The following is a 20,434-nucleotide window of genomic DNA, read 5'->3' as shown; positions in this document are numbered from 1 at the left end:
GGAAATAGGGCCTATGACGTCGTTACTCCGTTCTTCATCATTCCGCAGCGGCTTTACTACGCGTCTGGATCGCGGTCCATACGGACAGCGGGGTCGCCGGCATGTCGATGTGCTCGATTCCATAGTCCGACAGCGCGTCCACCAGGGCATTGATGACCGCGGGCGGAGCCCCGATGGCTCCGGCCTCGCCGGCGCCCTTCATGCCCAGCGCGTTGGTGGTGCTGGGCACGCAGTTCAGCTTGATGCGGATGTCCGGCACGTCCACCGCGCGCGGCATCTGGTAGTCCATGAAGGAGCCGCTGAGCAGCTGGCCGCTGTCCGGGTCGAACACCACCCGCTCCTGGAGCGCCTGCCCGATGCCCTGGGCGACGCCGCCATGGACCTGTCCCATGACCAGCAAGGGGTTCACCACCGTGCCGAAATCGTCCACGACGGTGTAGCCGACGACCTCGACCACCCCGGTGTCGGGATCGACCTCGACCTCCGCGATATGGCAGCCGTTGGGGAAGGTGTTGGCCGGTGGGGTCCAACGGGCGACCTCGGTGAAGGCGATGGGACCTTGCGCGGCGGCTTTGGCGGCCACCTCCTTGAAGGAGACGCTGCGGTCGGTGCCGACGACGCTGAAACGGCCCTCGACGAACTCGACGTCCACTGCGGCGGTCTCCAGCAGGTCGGCGGCGACCTCGGTCGCCTTGGTCACCACGCGCGCGGCACCCTCGGCCAGCGCCGCCCCGCCCACCGGGACGGAGCGGGAACCGCCGGTGCCGGCTCCCCAGGACACGCGGTCGGTGTCGCCCTGGATCACCTCAACATCCTCCGGCGGGACGCCCAGCCGGTCGGCGATGATCTGCTTGTAGGCGGTCTCGTGGCCCTGGCCGTTGGTCTGGGTGCCGATCATCAGGATGATGCGCCCGTCGCCGTTGACCTGCACCGTCGCCTGCTCCGCGCCGCCGCCCGCGCAGGCCTCGATGTAAGTGGCGATCCCGGCCCCGCGCAGCTTCCCGCGCGCCTTCGCCGCCGCCTTGCGGGCGGGCAGGCCGGCGTGGTCGGACAGCTCCAGCCCGTCGCGCAGATTCTGCTCGAACTCGCCGGTGTCGTAGGTCTGGCCCATTGGCGTGGCGTAGGGCATGGCGGCGGGCGGGATGAAGTTGCGCCGCCGGATCTCCGCCGGGCCGAGGCCGGTGACGCGCCCGGCATGGTCGATCAGCCGCTCCAGCAGATAGGCCGCCTCCGGCCGGCCGGCGCCGCGGTAGGCGTCCACCGGCTGGGTGTTGGTGAAGACGCCCTTCACCCGCACATAGACCGCCGGGGTGGTGTAGGAGCCGACAAGCATCGCCGACCCGGCGTCGGTCGGGATGAAGGGGCCATAGTTCGACAGGTAGGCCCCCAGGTTGGCGACGGTGTCCACCCGCAGCCCGAGGAAGCGCCCGTCGCCGTCCAGCGCCAGCCGGGCGCGGCTGACATGGTCGCGCCCGTGGTCGTCGCTGAGGAAGCCCTCGGTCCGCTCCGCCGCCCATTTCACCGGCCGGTTCAGGCGGCGCGCGGCGAACAGGCAGACCATGTATTCCGGGTAGTTGAACAGCTTCATGCCGAAGCCGCCGCCGACGTCGGTGGTGATGACGCGGAATTTCTCCTCCGGCAGGCCGAAGAGCTGGGCGAACTGCTTGCGTAGCCCATGCACGCCCTGGCTGGTGACGTAAATGACCAGCCGCCCGGTCTCCGCCTCCACCGCGGCGAGGCAGGCACGGCCCTCCATCGGGTTGGCGACGACGCGGTTGTTGACGATCTCCAACTCCACCACGCGGGCGGCCTTGGCAATCGCCGACTCCACCGCCGCCTCCTCGCCCTGTTCCCAGTCGAAGCAGAGGTTGCCCGGCGCCTCGTCCCACACCTGCGGTCGGCCCGCCTCCAGCGCCTCGGCCGTGCCGGCGATGGCGGGCCGGTCGTCGTAATCGACCATCACCAGCTCCGCCGCGTCGCGGGCGGCGTCCAGCGTTTCGGCCACCACCACGGCGACCGGATCGCCGACGTGGCGCACGCGTCCCTTGGCCAGCGCCGGGCGGGGCGGGGCGACGTAGGGGGAGCCGTCGCGTTGGGTCAGCGCTGCGGCGCAGGGGATCGGCTGGACGCCGTCCGCCTCCAGGTCGGCGACGGTGAAGACGCCGAGCACCCCCGGCTGCGCCGCCGCCTCCGCCGCGTCGATGCCGCGGATGTCGGCGTGGGCGTGGGGGGAGCGCACGAAGACCGCGTGGGTCTGGCCGGGAAGCGACACGTCGTCGGTGTAGCGCCCGCCGCCGGTCAGCAGGCGCGCGTCTTCGGTGCGGGGGACCGGCTGGCCGATGCCGAACTTCATCATGGGGCGGGGCTTTCCTATCGCGTGGAGAGACACCCGGAGAAGATAGGCGGAGCCTTGGCCGGCGAAAACCCTCGGTTGGGCATAAGCCGGCGGTGGCGTGGGGGCGCCGGGCCACCTATTCTTAGGCCATGTGCGGACGCATGATACTCGCCACGCCGGCCGCGGAGGTTCAGCGGCTGTTCGGCTTCCCCGAACTGCCGAACCTCCAGCCCCGCTGGAACGTGGCCCCCACCCAGCCGGTGCCCGCCGTGCGGCGGGAGGAGGATGGGCGCCATCTGGTCAGCCTGCGCTGGGGCCTTGTGCCCTTCTGGGCGGACGAGCCGTCCATCGGGGCGCGGCTGATCAACGCGCGTGGGGAGACGCTGGCCGAGAAGCCGTCCTTCCGGGAGGCGTTCCGCAAGCGGCGCTGCCTGGTTCCCGTGGACGGATTCTATGAGTGGAAGGCGGAGGGCAAGCGCAAGCAGGGCTACGCCATCCGCCGCCGCGACCGCGCGCCCTTCGCCTTCGCCGGCCTGTGGGAGCGCTGGAACGGCCCGAAGGGCGGCCCGGCCCCTGCGGAGCCCCTGGAGACGCTGACCATCGTCACCACCACGGCGAACGCGGTGCTGAAGCCGCTGCACGAGCGCATGCCGGTGATCCTCGACGAGACGAATTGGGACCTGTGGCTGGACCCCGCCGCCCCGCTGCCGGTGCTGGAAGGGCTGCTGAAGCCGGCACCCGACGCGCTGCTGGAGGCCCACCCGGTGGGACCGCGCGTCAACAACGTGCGCAACGACGACGAGGCGTGCGCGGCTCCCTTGGACGATGCACCGCCCGATGACGCGCCGACCTTGTTCTGAGTGGCTCGCTCCTTTGGTGGCGCTTCTCGTCCTGTGTTCAACCGGAACGGCGTATGCCCAGGGAGGGACGACCAAAGGCAAGGTCGCCAACACCCCCAATGAAACGTTAAAAGGACAGGGTGTCGCCATGGAGGGCGATACCTTGTCCATCAAGGGCACGCCGGTTCGCCTGATGGGGATCGACGCCCCGGACGTCGGGCAGAAATGCCGGAACCGTTACGGGCATGAGCTGGACTGCTTCCGCATCGCCACCGCGGTGCTGGCCAGCCTGATCAAGGACCAGGAGGTGACCTGCACCATCGCCGAACGCGACCGCAATGGCCAGCAATTGGGCGAATGCCGGGTGCTCGGCGTCGATCTGGGGGCGGCCATGGTGGCGCGCGGCTGGGCCTTCGCCTACCGCAGCCTGTCGCCGGCCTACGCCTCCAGCGAGGCCTTCGCGCAGAGCCGCCGGCTGGGCCTGTGGGCGGGGCAGGTGGAGAAGCCCTGGCAGTGGCGGTCGCGCCAGCAGCGGGAGCAGGCGCGGTAGGCCCAGCGATGCGGCTCGGCCATGTGGCCTCTGCCAACGGGGGAAGGGGGACTCGGCCTTTTTTTCGGTTCGCCCTCCTTGGGGGGCGTGATAGTGTTTCAGAGTGTTAACAAGTTATGAATCAAGCCGACCGGCCAGCGCCCTTCGGTGCCGAAGGCCGGACGGACCCACCCACCGGCGCGGAAGAACGGGTCATGCGAGTCTACGCACGCCAGCTTTACGATCATCTCCCCTACCTGCGCCGCTACGCGCGCGCGCTGACTGGAGCGACCGAACGCGGTGACGATCTCGTGACGCGCTGCGTCGAGGTCGCCGTGATGGCCCCGTCCCGTTTCGGGCTGGAAGCCGGGGCGCGGGTACCGCTCTACGCCCTGCTGAATCTGCTGTTCGACGAGGACGGGGGCGGGCTGCCGACCCCGTCGCCGCACCCCATCGAACGGGCGCTGGCGTCCCTGCCGGAAGGCGAGCGGCGCATGTATCTGCTGATCACGCTGGAGGGGCTGACGGTTCCCGAAGCCGCCCAGGTGCTGCAGATCCCCGCGCCGGAGGGCCAGGACCGGCTGACCATCGCCCGCGACAAGGTGCGCAACGCGCTGACCCAGCGGGTGCTGGTGGTCGAGGACAACCCGATCCTGGCGATGGAGATCGGCTCGCTGGTCACAGACATGGGCCATGTCGTCTGCGGGACCGCCAACAACGAGCAGGAGGCCCTGGAACTGCTGGAGGCCGAGAAGCCGACGCTGGCCCTGCTCGACGTCCGGCTGGCCGATGGCGGCAGCGGGGTCGAGGTCGCCCGCCGGCTGCGCCAGAAGCGCGCCATGCGGACCATTTTTGTCACGGCCTTCGACGGCGACCTGGAGGAGGCGGACGCCCGCCATCTCGGCCAGATTGTCCGCAAGCCCTTCACCAACGAGGCGATCCAGGCGGCGATCTCGCGCGCGGTCTTCATGCCGAGCCCGGTGGCCCTGGCGTAACGACTGTGGTCCGGTGATCTGCGGTCCGGATGGAAAAGCGAAAGGGCGGCCCCGTCGGGCCGCCCTTTGCGTGTGCGGTGTGGTGTGCCGCTGTCTCAGACGGTGGTCCGGCGCCCGGCGATCATGCGGTAGATGGCCAGGATGATGATGGCGCCGACGATGGCGCCGATGAAGCCGGCCCCTTCGCCCGCCCGGTACCAGCCAACGGCCTCGCCCAGATAAGTGGCGACGAAGGCACCCGCGATGCCGAGCAGCGTGGTGATGATGAAGCCGCCCGGATCACGGCCCGGCATCAGGAACTTGGCGACGATGCCGGCCAGGAAGCCGATGATGATCGTCCACAGAATACCCATAACCTCTCTCCCTCCAGTATCGATGTCCTCGATCCCACGCAGCCATAACGCCCAGAACGGCGTTTGGTTCTGCCCGAAGGAGGACCCTCTTGCGGATAAACCCACCTGGAGCATGGCCGGGAGGGAGAGGGCAGGGCCGGAGATCAGCTCCGCAGGGCGCGCATGTTGGCGGCGTAGCGGTCCGGCCCGCCGGTGAAGGTGGCGGTTCCGGCGACCAGAACGTCGGCGCCCGCCTCGATGGCGATGCGGGCGGTCTCGCCGTTGATTCCGCCATCGACCTGGAGGTCGATGGGCTTGCCCAGCGCGTCGATGCGGCGGCGCAGCTCATGGATCTTGGGAAGCTGGTTGGCGATGAAGCTCTGCCCGCCGAAGCCCGGGTTGACCGTCATGACCAGAACCAGATCGAGGTCTTCCAGCAGATAATCGACGGCCTCCAGCGGGGTGGCCGGGTTCAGCGACAGGCCGGCCTTCTTGCCCAGCGACTTGATGAGCTGGATGGTGCGATGGACGTGCGCGCCGGCCTCCGCATGGACGGTGATGATGTCGGCGCCGGCGTCCGCGAAGGCGGCGATGTAGGGGTCCACCGGGGCGATCATCAGATGCACGTCGAAGGGCTTCGCCGTGTGCGGGCGCAGCGCCTTCACCACCGCCGGGCCGATGGTGATGTTGGGGACGAAATGGCCGTCCATCACGTCGATGTGGATGTAGTCGGCGCCCGCAGCATCGATGGCGCGCACTTCCTCGCCCAGCCGGGCGAAATCGGCGGAGAGGATGGACGGGGCGATCTTGACCGGGCGCATGGCGGAAATCCTTGGCGTGAGCGATGCGGGAAAGGGCGGTGGAAAATCCGCCTTCCCATACCACGGCTCCCCCGCCGCCCCAACCCCTCTCGCCGTTCCGTTCAGGGCCAAGCCGCTTGATGGTCCCTCTCCCGCCCCGGGAGAGGGAAGGGACCCACGCAAAGCGTGGGAAAGGTGAGGGTGCCGTCGAGAATCGGTGCCTTGATCCTTGTGCGGCCCTCACCCGGCGCTTTCAGCGCCATCCTCTCCTGGGGCGGGAGAGGGGGAATCAACGGCGATCGCTCCGCCGTTCCGGAAGAACCGTCAGGCCGGCTTGCAGCCGGGCTTCAGCCCGGGATCGCCGGAGAAGCTCCCATCGTCCGCCGGGTCGCTTCCCGTGCCGTACCCGGCGTTGAGCATCCCCTCCAGCGCCTCCAGCCGCGGGGTGGTGGCGGCGAAGGCGTCGCGCTCGACCGCGCGGTAATGCTCGATCACCCGTTCGCCGAAGGCGGTCAGCGCGGTTCCGCCGCCGTGCTTGCCGCCCACCGCGGCGGAAACCACCGGCTCGGCAAAGATGCGGTTGAGGTCGTCGACCAGCAGCCAGGCGCGGCGGTAGGACATGTCCAGGGTCCGCGCCGCGGCGGAGATGGAACCGGTCTCCCGGATCCGCTCCAGCAGCATGATCTTGCCCGGCCCGACCGAGCCGCCGGTGTCGAAGTCGATGCGGATGCGCAGGCGGGTCATGGCGCCGCCCAAGACGCACCGGTCTCGCCGGCCCGCTTCCGGCATCCGAGCCACTTCACCCCGGCCATTTCCGCTTCTCCGCTCCGCTCCCTTGGGACGGGAGACTGACCGTCCCCCGCCCAAAAGGCAAGGCGCGGATCAGAAGCCGGCCAGCACGATCTTGCCCTTGGCCCGCCCGCTTTCGAGCAGGGCGTGGGCGCGCGTCAGGTTGGCGGCGTTGATGGTGCCGAACGTCTCGGCCAGCGTCGTGCGGACGGTGCCGGCGTCGACGAGGCGCGACACCTCGCTGAGCAACGCGTGCTGGGCGTCGATGTCGGCGGTGCCGAACACGGGCCGGGTGAACATGAACTCCCAATGCAGCGACACGCTCTTGCGCTTCAGCACCATGACGTCCAGCCCCGCCGGATCGTCGATCAGCGCGACGCGGCCCTGCGGGGCGATCAGGGCGGCGATCTCCGGCAGGTGGGCGCCGGTGTCGTTGGTCGAGAAGACGAAGGCCGGGGCGCCGATGCCCAGCGTCTCCACCTGGGCGGCCAGCGGCTTGCGGTGGTCGATGACGTGATGGGCGCCCAGGTCCCGGCACCAAGCCTGCGTCTCCTTGCGGGACGCGGTGGCGATGACCGTCAGGTCGGTCAGCTGCCGGGCGAGTTGGATGGCGATGGAGCCGACGCCGCCGGCCCCGCCGACGATCAGGATGGCGTTCGCCGCCCCCGGCACCGGGCGCCGCACGTCCAGCCGGTCGAACATGGCTTCCCACGCGGTGATGCTGGTCAGGGGCAGTGCCGCGGCCTGGGCGAAGTCGAGGCTGGCCGGCTTCGGCCCGACGATGCGCTCGTCCACCAGATGGAACTCGGCGTTGGTGCCGTCGCGGTCGATGGCCCCGGCGTAGAAGACGGCGTCGCCCGGCTTGAACAGCGTGGCCTGCGGCCCGGCGGCGACCACGACACCGGCGGCGTCCCAGCCCAGCACCTTCATGGCGCCCGGTGCGGGCGGCATGTTGCGGCGGACCTTGGTGTCCACGGGATTGACCGAGACGGCCTTGATCTCGACCAGCAGGTCGCGGCCCTGGGGCTCGGGGCGGGGACGCTCGACGTCGATGAGGGCGTCGGGGGCGTCGATGGGCAGGGATTGGGTGAAGGCGACGGCGCGCATGGCCTGAAGTCCTTTGCTTGTTGTTGGGTGCTTGTTGCGGCGTGGTGTGCTCTGCCGACAGACTTGCGCCTTGCAGCACCGGGGCGCAAGAATGCACATGAAACGCACATAGTGTCGAAAAGGATACCGTCATGGCCCGCGTTCCCCACGCCAACCTGGACTGCTCGCCGGGCTGCCCGGTGGAGGGCGTGCTCGCCCTCATCGGCGGGAAGTGGAAGGGGCTGATCCTCTACCATCTGCTGGACGGCACGCTGCGCTTCAACGAGATCCGCCGCCGCGTGCCGAACGTCACCCAGCGCATGCTGACCACCCAGCTCCGCGAACTGGAGGCGGACGGGCTGCTGGTCCGCACCGTCTATGCGGAGGTGCCGCCGCGTGTCGAATACAGCCTGTCGCCGCGCGGGCGGAGTCTGGAGCCGATCATCCTGGCGCTGAAGGCCTGGGGCGAGGAGCATCTGCGCCCCGCCGCCGCCGCTTCTGCCACCGCTTCTGCTGTCATCGCCGCATGAGCGCCTTCGTTCCGCCGCCCCCGCAGCGTCCGTGGGGGCACCGCCTGTTCTTCCCCGCCGCCGCGCTCTATGGGGCGCTCAGCGTGCCGCTGTGGGTGGCCGGTTATTTCGGTTGGCTCGGCATCGGCTGGACCCCGGCGCTGCACGCCCACGAGATGCTGATGGGCTACGCGCTGGCGGTGGTCGGCGGCTTTCTGCTGACGCGACCGTCCGGGATGGCGCTGACCGTCGCCTTCGCCGCGTGGCTGGCCGGGCGGCTGGCGGTGCTGGCCGGGCTTCCGCCGGAGATCGCGGCACCGCTGGCGCTGGCCTATCCGGTGGCGCTGTTCGTGGTGGCCGGCGTGCCCTTCCTGCGCGCCGCCAAGAGCGGCCACAACAAGCTGTTCGGCCCGGTGATCGGCGCCTTCGCGCTGGCCGAGGCGCTGGTCTGGTGGGGCGGCGACGGCGGACGGACGGGCGCTTTGTTCGCGCTGCATCTCGTCGGCATCCTGATGCTGGTGATGGGCGGGCGAATCATCCCGTCGGCCACGGCGGGAGAAGTCCGCAGGCAGGGCGGGACGCTGGTCGAGCGGGTGCAGCCGCGCCTGGAATGGGCGGGTGTCGCCGGGGCGGTGCTGGCCGCCCTGACCGTGGCCGCCGGGGTGACGACCGGCCCGCTGGCCTGGATCGGGGCGGCGGGCGCCGCGCTGGCCGGGGTGACCGCCTGGGCACGTCTGGCGCGCTGGCGGACGGTCGCCGTGCTGAAGCGCCCGGACCTGTGGAGCCTGCATCTGGGTTACGGCTGGCTCGGGCTCGGTTGGCTGTTCCTGGGGGTGGAGCGGCTGGCTCCGCTGACCGGCGGGGCGGGCTGGCACGTCATCGGGGCGGGTGCGCTGGGCACGCTGGCCGCCTCCATGATGGTGCGCGCAACCCTGCAGCGGGAGGCTCTGCCGCCGGATTTCTCCCGGCCCGCCACCGCCGCCATCGCTCTGGTCGGGCTGTCCGCCGCGCTGCGCGTCGCCGCGGCCAGCACGGCGCCGGACCTGCTGATGCCTGCGGCGGCGCTGGCCTGGATGGCGGCGCATCTTCTGGTGTTGTGGGTGCTGTTGCGCGTGCCGAAGCGGATCAGGGCGTGACTTCGGCGCCCTGATTTTTGGCGCTCTGATCCTGGTCTTCGCGCAGCGCCATCGCTATGGTGCGCCGGGTGCAACTGAGATCGGCGCGTTCCATGGAAACCTTGCCGTTCGAGGCCGAGACCGCTGTCGTGATCTGCGCCGACCGTGGCGTGTTCGAGCTTCTGGTCGGGCTTCTGCTGTCGCTGCGCCCGCTGGACCGCCGGCGCTATCGGGTCTGCCTGATCGATGTCGGGCTGACCGCCGCGCAGCGCGATCATGTGGCGCCGCTCTGCGACCGCATCGCGCCGGTGCGGGACGATCTGGTGGTCTGGCCGCACCTGCAGCTCGTGGCGCAGCTCGACCGGCAGATCCCCTTCTGGAAGGCGATGCTCTGCCGCCCGTTCCTGCGCGACTACTTCCCCGGTTTCCAATGCTACCTGCATCTGGACGCCGACATCTGGGTTCAGAATTCCGCCGCGCTGGACGCCGCCGTCGCGGGCGTGCGCGGCGGGCACGCCGTGATCGTCCCCGAGGCCGATGCGGCCTATCCCTTCCTGGCGTCACACACCGCCAACGCCCAGTCCGTGGCGGAGCGCGCCAAGCTCATCACGCGCTTCTTCGGGGAGGAGGTCGCCGCGCTGGCCGGTTCGCTGCCCTATTACAATCTGGGCTTCTACGGGCTTCCCCACGACGCGCCCCATTGGGACCTGTTCCGGGACAGCCTGCGCGACGCGACGCGGACCACCTTCCACTTCCTGTGCGAGCAGATCGTCCTCAACATCGTGATGTTCCAAGTGAGGAACACGCTGCTGCTGCCGGCGACGGCCAACTGGATGTGCAGCATGGCCGTGCCGGTGCGCGGCGCGGACGGGCTGTGGCGCTCGCCCGTCTACCCCCACACGCCGATCGATCTGCTGCACCTGACCGGCACGGACAAGCTGGAGCGCTACCAGCCGCTGGGGCTGATCTACGACGGGGGGCGCTATCTGGAGGGCATCGCGCACTTGGCGGCTCCGCACGCCCAGGTCGGCTGACCGCCAAGCCTTGCGCAACGGCTTGACGGTTCCCGCCCCAACCCCCGACACTCCTGGGCAACGGCCTCCACCGAGGGCCATGAGAGGCGGGCAAACCCGCAAGGGGGGATCATGAGCGACGCGTTGGAACCGGTCCGCAGCGCGGGCGTCGTCGGGCTCGGCTCCATGGGCATGGGGGTGGCGCTGTCGCTGCTCCGTGCCGGCTTCCGGGTCGTCGGCTGCGACCTCGACGCCGCCAAATGCATGAGCCTCGTCACCCATGGCGGGGAGGCCGCGGGATCGCCCGCCGACGTCGGGCGCCGGGTGGACCGCGTCATCGTCCTGGTCGCCACGGCGGAGCAGGCTGAGGAGGTGCTGTTCGGCGCCGAGGGCGTGGCCGGCACTTTGCCGAAGGGCGGCGTGGTCGTCCTCTCCACCAGCGTCCCGCCGGATATGGCTGCTGCCATCGGCCGCCGCCTCGCCGAGCGGGACCTGCTGATGCTCGACGCGCCGGTCGGCGGCGGCCCGGTGCGGGCGGCGGAGGGGCGCATGGTGGTGATGGCCTCCGGCCCCGAGGACGCCTTCGCGCGGGCGGCCGATCTGATCGCCGCCGCGTCGGGCACGCTGCACCGCGTCGGCACCGAGCACGGGCAGGGCTCCGCCGTGAAGGCGGTGGAGCAGATGCTGACCGGCATCCACGCCGCCGCGGTGGCTGAGGCCACGGCCTTCGGAGTCCGCGCCGGGGTCGATCCGCAGCGGCTGGCCGAGATCCTCGCCGCCGGTCCCTTCCACATCCCGTCGCAACGGCCGCTGGGCATCGTCGGGGCGGACCTGGGCAACGTAATGGACGCCGCGCGGCGGCTGACCGTGCCGACTCCGCTGGCCGCCTCCGCCCTGCAACTCTTCACCATGGCCGCCGCGGTCGGGCTGGGGCGCGAGGGCGACGGCGCGCTCGCCCGGGTCTTCGACCGGCTGGCCGGCAATCCGCAGGAGGGCTGACGGATCATGTCATCGACACACAACTCCCTGGTTGTCACCGGGGGCAGCCGGGGCATCGGGGCGGCGGTCGCCCGCATGGCCGCGCAACGCGGCTACGCCGTCACTTTCTCCTACATTGGCAACGCGGCGGCGGCCGAGGCCACGCTGGCGGCGATCCGCGAGGCCGGCGGGCAGGCCCAGGCGGTGCGGGGCGACGTGGCGCATGAGGATGACATCCGCGCCCTGTTCGACGCGGCAGTGGACCGCTTCGGCCCCGTCGCCGGGCTGGTCAACAACGCCGGCATCATCGGCCCCTACGGACGGCTCGACGAGGCCGCGCCGGACGACCTGCGCCGTATGCTGGACATCAACGTGACCGGCGCGGTCTTGTGCGCGCGGGAGGCGGTGCGCCGCATGTCCACCCGCCACGGCGGGAAGGGGGGAAGCATCGTCAATGTCGGCTCCATCGCCGCCGTGCTGGGCTCGCCCAACGAGTATGTGGGCTACGCGGCCAGCAAGGGCGCGGTGGACAGCCTGACCGTCGGCCTCGCCCGCGAGGTGGCGAAGGAGGGCATCCGCGTGAACTGCGTGCGGCCCGGCCTGATCGACACCGACATCCAGATCATCCCCGGCATCGGCAACCGGCTCGACAACCCCGCCTTGATCCCGCCCGCCGGGCGCGCCGGGACGGCGGACGAGGTCGCCGAAACGGTGCTGTGGCTGCTGTCCGACGCCGCGTCCTACGTGACCGGCGCCCTTCTCAACGTCTCCGGAGGCCGCTGAGCCATGCCCGCGTCGAATTCCTTTGCCATCGGCCACCAGGACATCGTGGAGGCCGCGGCGCGGCTGGACGGCTTCGCCGTGCGCACGCCGCTGCTGGAGAACGCCCTGCTGAACGAGCGGGTCGGCGGGCGCGTCCTGCTGAAGCCGGAGGTCCTGCAGCGCAGCGGCTCCTTCAAGTTCCGCGGCGCCTTCAACCGGCTCTCCCAACTGACGCCGGAGGAGCGCCGGGGCGGGGTGGTCGCCTGGTCGTCGGGCAACCACGCCCAGGGCGTCGCCGCAGCAGCGGCGCTGCTCGGCATGCCCGCGGTCATCGTCATGCCCAGCGACGCGCCGGCCCTGAAGATCGCCAACACCCGCGGCTACGGCGCCGAGGTCGTGCTCTACGACCGCTGGACCGAAAGCCGCGAAGCCATCGCCACGGCCATTGCGGAGGAGCGGGGTGCGGCCACCGTGCCGCCCTACGACCACCCGCAGATCATGGCCGGGCAGGGCACGGTCGGGTTGGAGATCGCGGCGCAGGCGCAGGCCATCGGCGCGGTTCCCGACGACGTGATCGCGCCGTGCAGCGGCGGCGGGCTGATGTCCGGGGTCGCGACGGCGGTCCGCCACAGCTTCCCCGACGCCCGCCTGTGGGCGGCGGAGCCGGCGGGCTTCGACGACGTGGCGCGCTCGCTGGCCGCCGGGGAGCGGGTGGAGAACGCCGCCGGGCAACGCTCCATCTGCGACGCGCTGCTGACCCCGACGCCGGGCGCCCTGACCTTCCCGGTGATGAAGGACCTGCTGTCCGGCAGCCTCGCCGTCACCGACGCCGAGGTGAAGGCCGCCATGGCCTACGCCTTCACCGTGCTGAAGCTGGTGGTTGAGCCGGGCGGGGCGGTCGGGCTGGCCGCCGTGCTGACGGGCAAGCTGCCGGCGGCGGGCCGCACCGTCGCCGTGGTGCTGAGCGGCGGCAACGTCGACGCGGCGACCTTTACGGACGCTTTGGCGTTGTCGTCGTGACGGCGTTGCGCTCCAGCACGTAATAAACGGCGCCGGGGGCGAACTTCTTGCGGACCGAGTCGCGGTGGTAGGCGATGTTCCACCGCGTCAGCGCGCAGGCCGCCTCGTCCAGCCGCACCAGCAGCGGGTTGCCGTAGGGCAGGGAAACGCCCATCAGCGGCCCCAGCCGCTCGGTCAGCGGGAAGGAGCAGAAACGGCGCTGCCGCACCGTGAAGCCCAACCGGGCGAAACGCTCCTCCAGCCACGCCACGGGGAAGCCGCGCTCGTTGGCGGTCAGGCCGCGGCGGGGCTGGCGCCAGTCGCCCATTGTGCTGATCGGCTCGCGCAGGATGAACAGCCCGCCGGGGGCGGTGACGCGGGCGAATTCGGCCAGCAGGGCGCCGGCGTTTGGGATGTGGTGCAGCGTGTGCAAGCAGACGGTCAGGTCGTTCGCCCCGTCCGCGCAGTCGATGCGCCCGCCCAGCGTGGGACGGCGGTACTCGGCGGGGGTGCCGGCGATGTCGGTCCGCCAGAAACGCTCGATGGGTTCCACGGCGAGGAAGCGGTCCACCTGCCCGGCGATCGGCGCCACGTCGTCCCCCGCGGCGCAGCCGAAGGCCAGCGCCTGCCGGAAGCGCCGTCCGGCCAGGAAGCGGAAGGCGTGGCGGTGGTTCAGCGCGTGGTATTCGTAGCGGTAGCCGGGCCTCTCGGGCGCGGTCCGCGCAAACTCCTCCGCCGGGTCCCGCGCCTCGACACCGTACCAGCCGGCGATCCGGGCCGCGTCGAAGTCGTCGCCGTAGAGGGCGGCGCCGGAGAAATACCGATCTTCGAAGCTGGCGGTCTCGACGCTGGCGGTTTCAAAAGTGGCGGTCATGGGGCTGGCGCTCCGCTGGATGGACGGCGCGACGATAGCGCGCCGGTCCCGGCGGAAACATTCAGCTTGCCCGCCTAGGACGGAGGGGGAGTCCTATGGCGGAGCGCGATCGCGCGGCGTGAAGGAGGCGCCTCTGGTTGATAGGGAGTCATCCGAAAGGGTGGCGTTAGAGCCGGATGTCGCTCTGAAACAGGCCGAGGTCGAGATGCTCCATCGGGACGCGGCGGGCGCGGCGGCGGCCGAAGCGCTTCACGGCGTGGCGGGCGCGACCGAAGAGGGCGGCGTAGCTCTTCAACGTCTTGGGCATGTCCGTTCTTCCCAATCTGTGTAGGGGGTGAACGGATCACAGCTATGACGGGTCCATGTGACAAATTCTATCGCACCGCACACCGGCCCGAGGAACGCCGGGCGGCGCCACCTGTTCGAGAAGGAATACCCCCAAAAAACACGCATGCAGCATGCTGAGGAGGCGGCGATGAGCGGCGTTCTGAAGGCCGTCATTTTCGACGTGGACGGCACCCTGGTCGACTCGGTGGACCTGCACGCCCACGCCTGGGTGGAGGCGATCCGGCATTTCGGCTACCACGCGGAGTTCGACGCGGTGCGTTCCCAGATCGGCAAGGGCGGCGACCAACTGATGCCGGTCTTCGTGCCGGAGAAGGATCTGGACCGCATCGAGGACGAGCTGGACCATTTCCGGCACGAGCTGTTCGCCCGCAAATACATGCCGAAGGTCCGCGGCTTCCGCCGGGTGCGCGGCCTGTTCCAGCATCTCCACGCCGAGGGGCTGCGCATCGCGCTCGCCTCCTCCGCCAAGGGGGACGAGCTGGAGTGTTATAAGCGCGCGGCGGAGATCACGGACTTGGTGGATGTGGAGACCTCGTCCGACGACGCGGAGCGGTCGAAACCGCACCCGGACATCTTCGAGGCGGCGTTGGAGAGGCTTGGCCTGCCGGCGGAGGAGGCGGTGGTGGTCGGCGACAGCCCCTGGGATGCCAAGGCGGCGGGGCGGGCGGGCCTGACCGTGGTGGGGGTTCTGTGCGGCGGCTTTGCGGAGCAGGATCTGCGCAAGGCCGGCTGCGCGGAGATCTTCCGTGATCCGGAAGACCTCCAGCGCCGCTTCGCCACCAGCCTCATCGGGAAACGCAGCCCACGCGCGATGGGCCTTTTGCAGCCCGGTGGGTCTCAGCCGGGGCGGCCGTCGGCCCGCGGGGCAAGCAGGATAGGCGCGTAGACGTAGAGGTAGCAGGCGAAGGCCGCGATCCAGGCAGCGCCGGCCCCTTCCAGGGCGGTCCAGTAGAGGCCGCCCGGCAACTCGGGGGCCAGCACCCGCAGCAGGGCGGCGGCGGTCAGAAGGATGTAGGCGGCCACGGTCGGGCGGGTCACCACCAGCATCCGCCCGGTGTGGCCGAGCGAGGCCCGCGTCATCACCGCCACGATCATCGTGGCGAAGGCCCCCGCGGTCAGGGCATGGATCCAGGCGGAGCTTTCCACGCCCGCCCCCAGCAGATGCGCGGCCTTCAGCGTCAGCGCCGCCGGCACCCAGGCGTAGCCGAGATGCAGCACCCACAGGATCGGCTGGTCGAGCGTCTTCGCCGGCTGCCAACCGGCCAGCCGCAGGGTGTGGGCGAGCGCCGCGACGAGCGCCAGCAGACCGGCGACGGCGGTGCCCGGCAGGGCGAGGTCGGCGGGGATCATCAGCAGGGTCGAGACGAGCGTCACCTTCTCCACCCAGGGGCGGGAGACGACGGTGCCGTCCAGCCCGCGCAGCCGCAGGGCGTTGCGGGTGAAGGCCGGGACGATGCGCCCGCCGATCACCGCGATCATCATCAGCACGACGCCGATGGCCAGCGTCTCACCCAGCGCGGTGCCGCCGGACAGCACGCCCAGCCAGTCCAGATGGAACAGCAGGTTGGCGGCGGTCAGCAGGCCCAGCAGGGCGAGGAAGGCGGTGTTGCGGATCTTGCCCGCCGCCACCAGCGGCCCGGCCAGCGCCACGCCGAGCGCCGGCAGGAAGGCGAGGTCGAGGATGGCCGCAACCGGAAGCGGCACGCCGAGGACGGGCAGCAGCGCCACCCGCCCGGCCAGCCACAGCGCCGTCAGGCCGGCGAGCGGCAGGCCGGACAGCGCCTTGGTGCCCGTCCAACTCGGCACCGCGGTCAGCAGGAAACCGGCCACCGCGGCGACCACGAAGGCGAACAGCATCTCGTGCGCGTGCCAGGAGGCCGCCGGGACGGCGCCGTCCGGCCAGGACCCGGTCGCCAGCACGGCGATCCAGGCGGCCAGCAGGACGGGTGCGGCAAGGCCGGAGAGCAGGAAGAAGGGCCGGAACCCATAGGCGAAGATCAGGGGGACCGGCGAGCGGTCGGGCTGGTCGGCAACGGAACTGGTCATGGCGTTCCCCGCGCGTTTGAGGCATCGGTCATGCCGCCACACTGCGCCGGGGGCGGTCACCCTTCTTTGACCGCCGTCAAACAGAAACCCTCCAAACAAAAATCTGGCACGTTGGAGAAAAGCCGCGGTCAGACCGTGATGCCGTTCTCGGCCATCAGGCGCTTCAGCGCGTCGCGGGCGGGCGCGTCCAGAACGGGAAGGCCGTCGCGGGCGGTCAGCACGAAGGCGCCGGGATCGGCCAGGGTGCGCAGGGCGAAACCGCCCACGCGCGGCGGGCCGCTGCTCAGCGGCGCGTCCTCGTAGATCGGCGAGAAGGTGCAGCCCAGAAGCATGGCGCGGGCGATCAGCGCCTCGTCCGACGACCCGCCCGACGCCGGGCTGTTGATGCCGAACAGCAGCCGCTCGGCCTCGCCACTGGTGACGAGCCCGCGTTCCTGAAGGATGTCCACCATGGCGGAGGTGGTCATGACCGGGGCGGCGCGGCCCTTCCAGCAGAAGCGCCCGTCGTCCCACCCGATGTCCAGGGAGCGGTAGATCATGTGCGGATCGGCGCCGCCGGGCGACCCGGCGACGATGTAGTTGACCCGAAGCAACCCGTTCCACGCCCCGGCCGGAGCGACGATGCAGGAAACACCGCGCCGGGTCAGGCGCAGATAGGTGTCGTTGATGCCCGAAGGCTCGAAATCGAACAGCATGGCTGGCTCACCTTGATCGGGGACCCCGCTCCCCTCGAACGAAAAAGGTGAGCACGGGTTCCCGCAAGGCAACATGGCCATGCGTATGGTATTCCTCTCCGCACGCGCAAAAAGGGTATAGGCAAAAGCTCAGGACTTCGGGCGGAATGCCTTGCAGACCAATGGGTCAGTGTCGATGCGCGCCGCGCCGATCAGATCGAGGCAGTACGGAATTGCCGGAAAGACCGCCATCAGGCAATCGTGAATGGCGGAAGGCTTGCCCGGAAGGTTCACGATCAGGCTGCTGCCGCGGATTCCCGCGGTCTGGCGCGACAGGATGGCGGTCGGCACCACGGTCAGGCTGACCGACCGCATCAGCTCGCCGAAGCCGGGCATCATCTTTTCGCAGACCTGCTCCGTCGCCTCCGGCGTCACGTCGCGCGGGGCGGGGCCGGTGCCGCCGGTGGTGACGATCAGGTCGCAACGCTCCCGGTCGGCCAGCTCGATCAGGGTGGCGGCGATGCCCTCGCGGTCGTCGGGGATGACGCGGGCCACCGGCTCCCAGGGGGAGGCGACGATGCGCGTCAGCTCCTCCCGGATGGCCGGGCCGCCCTTGTCCTCGTAGATGCCCTGGCTGGCCCGGTCGGACACGGTGACGATGCCGATGCGGGCGGGCTTTGCGGAGGTCATGGGCGGCGGTCCTTATGGAATGTCCGGCAGGCTTACTTGCTGCCCGGCGCCAGGAACACGCTCTTGTAGCTGTCGCGGTCGCCGTTGTTGGTGTCGGTCAGCTGGAAGGTGACCGGGGTGGAGGCGTCCGGCACGGAGTCGCGCGGCACCGTGACGTAGACGCGGTAGGTGGCCACGCTGTCCGGCGAGGCGGAGATGTGGCTGACCGCGCTGCCGCTGTCCTCGTCGCGCTCTCCCACCACCTTCACCTCGGCACCGGCGATGCCGGCGGCGGCCAGCGTGTAGGAACGGTCCTGGCGGGTCTTGTTGGAGACCTTGAAGGTGTAGGCGTTGCGGATGGTGCCGTCCTGCAGCGTGACGAAGAGCGGGGCGCGGTCGCGCTGCACGGCGATGTCCAGCCGCGGGCGCAGCGCGTAGCTCCAGGCCATGGCGCCGGTGATCACCAGCATCAGCAGGCCGTAGACGATGGTGCGCGGGCGGATCAGCCGCCACTGGTAGGTCTTGCCCTGGGCGCGGGTGTCCTGGGCGGCCAGGCTGTCGAAGCGGATCAGGCCCTTCGGCAGCTCCTGCGACACCATGATGTTGTCGCAGGCGTCCGCGCACAGGCCGCAATTGATGCAATCCGCCTGCTCGCCGGTGCGGATGTCGACGCCGACCGGGCAGACCTGCACGCACTGGCCGCAATCGATGCAATCGCCGAAGCCCTTGGTCCGGCGCTCGTCCCAGCTCTGCGACTTGCGCTTCGGGCCGCGGGTGTCGCCGCGCAGCGTGTCGTAGGTGACGACGAGGCTGTGCTCGTCCAGCATGGCGGTCTGGATGCGCGGCCACGGGCACATGTAGTAGCACATCTGCTCGCGCGTCCAGCCGGCCATGACGTAGGTCATGCCCGCGAACAGGGCGAAGAAGCCCGCCGCCTCATAGGTCGCGTTGAAGGTCAGCAGATCGACGGCCAAGCGCGGCGCGTCGGTGAAGAAGGCGACGAAGCCGAAGCCGGTGATGACGGACAGCGCCAGCCAGCCGGCGTGCTTGCCGGTCTTGCGCAGGACCTTCTTCGCGCTCCACGGGGCCTTGTCCAGGCGGATGCGCTCCGCCCGGTCGCCTTCGAAGGCGCGCTCGATCCAGACGAACAGGTCGGTCCACACCGTCTGCGGGCAGGTGAAGCCGCACCACACGCGCCCGGCCAGCGCCGTCGCCAGGAACAGCCCCAGCGCCGCCACGATCAGGACGCCGGTGAGGTAGTAGATTTCCTGCGGCCAGATCTCGATCCAGAAGATGAAGAAGCGCGGCGTCGTCAGGTCGAACAGCACCGCCTGGGCCGGCGCGTCGGGGCCGCGTTCCCAGCGAATCCAGGGGGCGATGAAGAAGACCGCCAGAAGCACCCAGGTCAGGATGGTCTTCCAGCGCCGGTAGCGTCCGGAGACGGCCTTCGGGTGGATCTTCTTCTGGCTCTCGAAAAACTGGATTTTCGCCGGCGTGACAGCGCTTCCGTCTGGCATATCGTCTGCCTTGGCTCCGGATAGGGACGCAAGACCGGACAATAGCGGACAGGACCCGAGCGCTTCTTGATCGGGATCAAGACGAGAACGGATTTGAAAAATCCCTATGGATTATAAGGATTTTTCAGCGGCGCTGGTGACCGGCCGGGATTACCGGCTGTAATACGTCCATCGGCCGATTGGCTCAAGCTTCGTTTCGCAATGCGGAAACGTTTCCGTCCGCCGCCGCTGTGCCTTCGGACACCGCATCTTGTGGTGCGGGCCGGGATGGTGACGGACGGGTGACGATGTAGACGGCCACCGCCGCCATGCAGGTGCCGGCCAGGACGGGAACCAGCGGGCGGCTGGCGGTCAGCGCTACGATCGCCCAGCTCACGCTCATGCCGATCAGCGCCGCCGCCTTCGCCTTGCGGGGGATCGCTCCTTCGGACTGCCAGTCGCGCAGCAGCGGGCCGAAGCGCGGGTCGCGGTACAGCCGGTCGCGCAGGGCGGGGCTGCTCTTGGCGAAGGCCCCGGCGGCCAGCAGAAGGAACGGGGTGGTCGGCAGGAGCGGCAGCACGGTGCCCGCGATGCCCAGCCCGACCGCGGCGTATCCCAGCGCCAGCCACAGCCGGCGCCGCAGGGGGGAAGCGCAGACGGGTGCGTCCTCCGCAAGGGCGGTCTGGTCATCCATGGGGTGAATGTAGGACGCTCACACGGCCAGGACCAGCACCGCGTAGCGGGCCGCCTTGCCCGCGGTGACCAGCAGCAGGAAAATCCGGATGTCCACCCGCAGGATGCCGGCCACCAGCGTCAGCGGATCGCCGATGACCGGCATCCAGGCCAGCAGCAGCGACCACACCCCGAAGCGCTGGTACCAGCGGGTGGCCCGCGCCACCATGGACGCGGGGACCGGGAACCAGCGGCGATCCTGGAAATGCATCAGGTAGCGCCCGAGCGCCCAGTTGACCACCGACCCCAGCACGTTGCCCGCCGTGGCGAACAGCAGAAGCGCCAGATGGTCGTAGTTGCCTGTGGCGTGCATGCCGACCAGCAGGATTTCCGATTGGGCCGGAAAGATCGTCGCGGCCAGGAACGCGGTGAGGAACAGCCCGCCGTAGGCGGCAAACTCGGACATGCGGCGGTCGGTCCTTCCGGGCCGGGGGTGGCGGAGGCTAGAACATGGGTGCGCATACAGGAATGCGGGAGGCGCCATGGTGCAGCCGCGATAAACTGGTGTAGATTC

Annotated in this window: 23 protein-coding genes; 10 read left to right on the top strand and 13 right to left on the bottom strand. The window is 70.2% G+C overall.

The window, feature by feature from the left end:
- Positions 1-37: 37 nt before the first annotated feature.
- Positions 38-2,356, bottom strand: coding sequence for a xanthine dehydrogenase family protein molybdopterin-binding subunit (locus Sp245p_RS10495; protein WP_014240029.1), 2,319 nt, complete (start codon positions 2,354-2,356; stop codon positions 38-40).
- Between the two features lie 140 nt (positions 2,357-2,496).
- Here Sp245p_RS10495 and Sp245p_RS10490 point away from each other — a divergent pair, with 140 nt between their 5' ends.
- The 3 genes from Sp245p_RS10490 to Sp245p_RS10480 all read left to right on the top strand — a co-directional run bounded on the left by Sp245p_RS10490 (position 2,497) and on the right by Sp245p_RS10480 (position 4,698).
- The gene (locus tag Sp245p_RS10490; RefSeq protein ID WP_014240030.1) at positions 2,497-3,195 is read left to right on the top strand and encodes an SOS response-associated peptidase; all 699 of its coding nucleotides are present in this window, start codon (positions 2,497-2,499) and stop codon (positions 3,193-3,195) included.
- A 127-nt stretch (positions 3,196-3,322) separates the two neighbouring features.
- Entirely contained in the window at positions 3,323-3,724 is a 402-nt protein-coding gene (locus tag Sp245p_RS10485; protein WP_014240031.1) for a thermonuclease family protein, read from the top strand.
- A 194-nt stretch (positions 3,725-3,918) separates the two neighbouring features.
- Positions 3,919-4,698 (top strand): PhyR family response regulator anti-anti-sigma factor, encoded by a 780-nt coding sequence (locus Sp245p_RS10480; RefSeq protein ID WP_041810992.1) that lies wholly within the window; start codon positions 3,919-3,921, stop codon positions 4,696-4,698.
- A gap of 95 nt (positions 4,699-4,793) precedes the next feature.
- On the opposite strand, the gene Sp245p_RS10475 is transcribed toward Sp245p_RS10480, so the two are convergent.
- From Sp245p_RS10475 to Sp245p_RS10460, 4 genes are all read right to left on the bottom strand, one after another.
- A complete protein-coding gene (locus Sp245p_RS10475; RefSeq protein ID WP_014240033.1) occupies positions 4,794-5,051 on the bottom strand; it encodes a GlsB/YeaQ/YmgE family stress response membrane protein in 258 nt (85 codons plus the stop codon).
- 143 nt (positions 5,052-5,194) lie between these two features.
- Positions 5,195-5,851, bottom strand: coding sequence for a ribulose-phosphate 3-epimerase (gene rpe, locus Sp245p_RS10470; RefSeq protein WP_014240034.1), 657 nt, complete (start codon positions 5,849-5,851; stop codon positions 5,195-5,197).
- 303 nt (positions 5,852-6,154) lie between these two features.
- Positions 6,155-6,574, bottom strand: coding sequence for a winged helix-turn-helix domain-containing protein (locus Sp245p_RS10465; RefSeq protein ID WP_014240036.1), 420 nt, complete (start codon positions 6,572-6,574; stop codon positions 6,155-6,157).
- Between the two features lie 138 nt (positions 6,575-6,712).
- Positions 6,713-7,726, bottom strand: a complete 1,014-nt coding sequence (locus Sp245p_RS10460) for a zinc-binding alcohol dehydrogenase family protein (RefSeq protein WP_014240037.1) — start codon at positions 7,724-7,726, stop codon at positions 6,713-6,715.
- A 131-nt stretch (positions 7,727-7,857) separates the two neighbouring features.
- On the opposite strand from Sp245p_RS10460, the gene Sp245p_RS10455 reads away from it, so the two are divergent.
- From Sp245p_RS10455 to Sp245p_RS10430, 6 genes are all read left to right on the top strand, one after another.
- Entirely contained in the window at positions 7,858-8,235 is a 378-nt protein-coding gene (locus Sp245p_RS10455) for a winged helix-turn-helix transcriptional regulator (protein ID WP_014240038.1), read from the top strand.
- Positions 8,232-9,350 carry an NnrS family protein gene (locus tag Sp245p_RS10450; protein ID WP_109138488.1) on the top strand — a complete coding sequence of 373 codons (1,119 nt, stop codon included), beginning with the start codon at positions 8,232-8,234 and terminating at the stop codon, positions 9,348-9,350. The genes Sp245p_RS10455 and Sp245p_RS10450 overlap by 4 nt, the downstream gene beginning before the upstream one ends.
- A 92-nt stretch (positions 9,351-9,442) precedes the next feature.
- Positions 9,443-10,363 carry a hypothetical protein gene (locus tag Sp245p_RS10445; protein WP_014240039.1) on the top strand — a complete coding sequence of 307 codons (921 nt, stop codon included), beginning with the start codon at positions 9,443-9,445 and terminating at the stop codon, positions 10,361-10,363.
- Positions 10,364-10,474: 111 nt separating this feature from the next.
- Positions 10,475-11,341 (top strand): NAD(P)-dependent oxidoreductase, encoded by an 867-nt coding sequence (locus tag Sp245p_RS10440; RefSeq protein WP_014240040.1) that lies wholly within the window; start codon positions 10,475-10,477, stop codon positions 11,339-11,341.
- 6 nt (positions 11,342-11,347) lie between these two features.
- The gene (locus tag Sp245p_RS10435; protein WP_165359969.1) at positions 11,348-12,103 is read left to right on the top strand and encodes an SDR family oxidoreductase; all 756 of its coding nucleotides are present in this window, start codon (positions 11,348-11,350) and stop codon (positions 12,101-12,103) included.
- 3 nt (positions 12,104-12,106) lie between these two features.
- Positions 12,107-13,102, top strand: a complete 996-nt coding sequence (locus Sp245p_RS10430) for a threonine ammonia-lyase (protein WP_014240042.1) — start codon at positions 12,107-12,109, stop codon at positions 13,100-13,102.
- Here the strand turns inward: Sp245p_RS10430 and Sp245p_RS10425 are convergent.
- Entirely contained in the window at positions 13,074-13,955 is an 882-nt protein-coding gene (locus Sp245p_RS10425; protein WP_014240043.1) for a class I SAM-dependent methyltransferase, read from the bottom strand. The genes Sp245p_RS10430 and Sp245p_RS10425 overlap by 29 nt on opposite strands.
- A gap of 166 nt (positions 13,956-14,121) precedes the next feature.
- On the bottom strand, positions 14,122-14,262 hold the full coding sequence (locus Sp245p_RS34865; RefSeq protein WP_158310393.1) for a hypothetical protein: 141 nt from the start codon (positions 14,260-14,262) through the stop codon (positions 14,122-14,124).
- Between the two features lie 168 nt (positions 14,263-14,430).
- Here Sp245p_RS34865 and Sp245p_RS10420 point away from each other — a divergent pair, with 168 nt between their 5' ends.
- Entirely contained in the window at positions 14,431-15,189 is a 759-nt protein-coding gene (locus tag Sp245p_RS10420) for an HAD family hydrolase (RefSeq protein WP_014240045.1), read from the top strand.
- Here Sp245p_RS10420 and Sp245p_RS10415 read toward each other — a convergent pair.
- The 6 genes from Sp245p_RS10415 to Sp245p_RS10390 all read right to left on the bottom strand — a co-directional run bounded on the left by Sp245p_RS10415 (position 15,141) and on the right by Sp245p_RS10390 (position 20,326).
- Positions 15,141-16,349, bottom strand: a complete 1,209-nt coding sequence (locus Sp245p_RS10415; RefSeq protein WP_014240046.1) for an NnrS family protein — start codon at positions 16,347-16,349, stop codon at positions 15,141-15,143. The two genes, Sp245p_RS10420 and Sp245p_RS10415, sit on opposite strands and share 49 nt — an antisense overlap.
- A 128-nt stretch (positions 16,350-16,477) precedes the next feature.
- On the bottom strand, positions 16,478-17,044 hold the full coding sequence (locus Sp245p_RS10410) for a hypothetical protein (protein ID WP_014240047.1): 567 nt from the start codon (positions 17,042-17,044) through the stop codon (positions 16,478-16,480).
- Between the two features lie 129 nt (positions 17,045-17,173).
- Positions 17,174-17,713: a molybdopterin adenylyltransferase gene (mog, locus tag Sp245p_RS10405; protein WP_014240048.1), complete on the bottom strand. Its 540-nt coding sequence runs from the start codon at positions 17,711-17,713 to the stop codon at positions 17,174-17,176.
- 32 nt (positions 17,714-17,745) lie between these two features.
- Positions 17,746-19,209 (bottom strand): cytochrome c oxidase accessory protein CcoG, encoded by a 1,464-nt coding sequence (gene ccoG / locus Sp245p_RS10400; RefSeq protein WP_014240049.1) that lies wholly within the window; start codon positions 19,207-19,209, stop codon positions 17,746-17,748.
- Positions 19,210-19,393: 184 nt separating this feature from the next.
- Positions 19,394-19,882 carry a YbaN family protein gene (locus tag Sp245p_RS10395; protein ID WP_014240050.1) on the bottom strand — a complete coding sequence of 163 codons (489 nt, stop codon included), beginning with the start codon at positions 19,880-19,882 and terminating at the stop codon, positions 19,394-19,396.
- A gap of 18 nt (positions 19,883-19,900) precedes the next feature.
- The gene (locus tag Sp245p_RS10390) at positions 19,901-20,326 is read right to left on the bottom strand and encodes a YqaA family protein (protein WP_014240051.1); all 426 of its coding nucleotides are present in this window, start codon (positions 20,324-20,326) and stop codon (positions 19,901-19,903) included.
- Positions 20,327-20,434: the final 108 nt, after the last annotated feature.

Origin of the sequence: Azospirillum baldaniorum (assembly GCF_003119195.2) — a bacterium.
In the GTDB taxonomy this organism is placed as follows: Bacteria; Pseudomonadota; Alphaproteobacteria; order Azospirillales; family Azospirillaceae; genus Azospirillum; species Azospirillum baldaniorum.
Note: the sequence above shows the minus strand (reverse complement) of the source record. Positions and strands in the feature narration are given on the sequence as shown.

Coding starts and splice junctions, on each gene's coding strand:
- Sp245p_RS10495 (WP_014240029.1), bottom strand. CDS start 2,356: ATGATGAAGTTCGGCATCGGCCAGCCGGTCCCCCGCACCGAAGACGCG.
- Sp245p_RS10490 (WP_014240030.1), top strand. CDS start 2,497: ATGATACTCGCCACGCCGGCCGCGGAGGTTCAGCGGCTGTTCGGCTTC.
- Sp245p_RS10485 (WP_014240031.1), top strand. CDS start 3,323: ATGGAGGGCGATACCTTGTCCATCAAGGGCACGCCGGTTCGCCTGATG.
- Sp245p_RS10480 (WP_041810992.1), top strand. CDS start 3,919: ATGCGAGTCTACGCACGCCAGCTTTACGATCATCTCCCCTACCTGCGC.
- Sp245p_RS10475 (WP_014240033.1), bottom strand. CDS start 5,051: ATGGGTATTCTGTGGACGATCATCATCGGCTTCCTGGCCGGCATCGTC.
- rpe (WP_014240034.1), bottom strand. CDS start 5,851: ATGCGCCCGGTCAAGATCGCCCCGTCCATCCTCTCCGCCGATTTCGCC.
- Sp245p_RS10465 (WP_014240036.1), bottom strand. CDS start 6,574: ATGACCCGCCTGCGCATCCGCATCGACTTCGACACCGGCGGCTCGGTC.
- Sp245p_RS10460 (WP_014240037.1), bottom strand. CDS start 7,726: ATGCGCGCCGTCGCCTTCACCCAATCCCTGCCCATCGACGCCCCCGAC.
- Sp245p_RS10455 (WP_014240038.1), top strand. CDS start 7,858: ATGGCCCGCGTTCCCCACGCCAACCTGGACTGCTCGCCGGGCTGCCCG.
- Sp245p_RS10450 (WP_109138488.1), top strand. CDS start 8,232: ATGAGCGCCTTCGTTCCGCCGCCCCCGCAGCGTCCGTGGGGGCACCGC.
- Sp245p_RS10445 (WP_014240039.1), top strand. CDS start 9,443: ATGGAAACCTTGCCGTTCGAGGCCGAGACCGCTGTCGTGATCTGCGCC.
- Sp245p_RS10440 (WP_014240040.1), top strand. CDS start 10,475: ATGAGCGACGCGTTGGAACCGGTCCGCAGCGCGGGCGTCGTCGGGCTC.
- Sp245p_RS10435 (WP_165359969.1), top strand. CDS start 11,348: ATGTCATCGACACACAACTCCCTGGTTGTCACCGGGGGCAGCCGGGGC.
- Sp245p_RS10430 (WP_014240042.1), top strand. CDS start 12,107: ATGCCCGCGTCGAATTCCTTTGCCATCGGCCACCAGGACATCGTGGAG.
- Sp245p_RS10425 (WP_014240043.1), bottom strand. CDS start 13,955: ATGACCGCCACTTTTGAAACCGCCAGCGTCGAGACCGCCAGCTTCGAA.
- Sp245p_RS34865 (WP_158310393.1), bottom strand. CDS start 14,262: ATGCCCAAGACGTTGAAGAGCTACGCCGCCCTCTTCGGTCGCGCCCGC.
- Sp245p_RS10420 (WP_014240045.1), top strand. CDS start 14,431: ATGAGCGGCGTTCTGAAGGCCGTCATTTTCGACGTGGACGGCACCCTG.
- Sp245p_RS10415 (WP_014240046.1), bottom strand. CDS start 16,349: ATGACCAGTTCCGTTGCCGACCAGCCCGACCGCTCGCCGGTCCCCCTG.
- Sp245p_RS10410 (WP_014240047.1), bottom strand. CDS start 17,044: ATGCTGTTCGATTTCGAGCCTTCGGGCATCAACGACACCTATCTGCGC.
- mog (WP_014240048.1), bottom strand. CDS start 17,713: ATGACCTCCGCAAAGCCCGCCCGCATCGGCATCGTCACCGTGTCCGAC.
- ccoG (WP_014240049.1), bottom strand. CDS start 19,209: ATGCCAGACGGAAGCGCTGTCACGCCGGCGAAAATCCAGTTTTTCGAG.
- Sp245p_RS10395 (WP_014240050.1), bottom strand. CDS start 19,882: ATGGATGACCAGACCGCCCTTGCGGAGGACGCACCCGTCTGCGCTTCC.
- Sp245p_RS10390 (WP_014240051.1), bottom strand. CDS start 20,326: ATGTCCGAGTTTGCCGCCTACGGCGGGCTGTTCCTCACCGCGTTCCTG.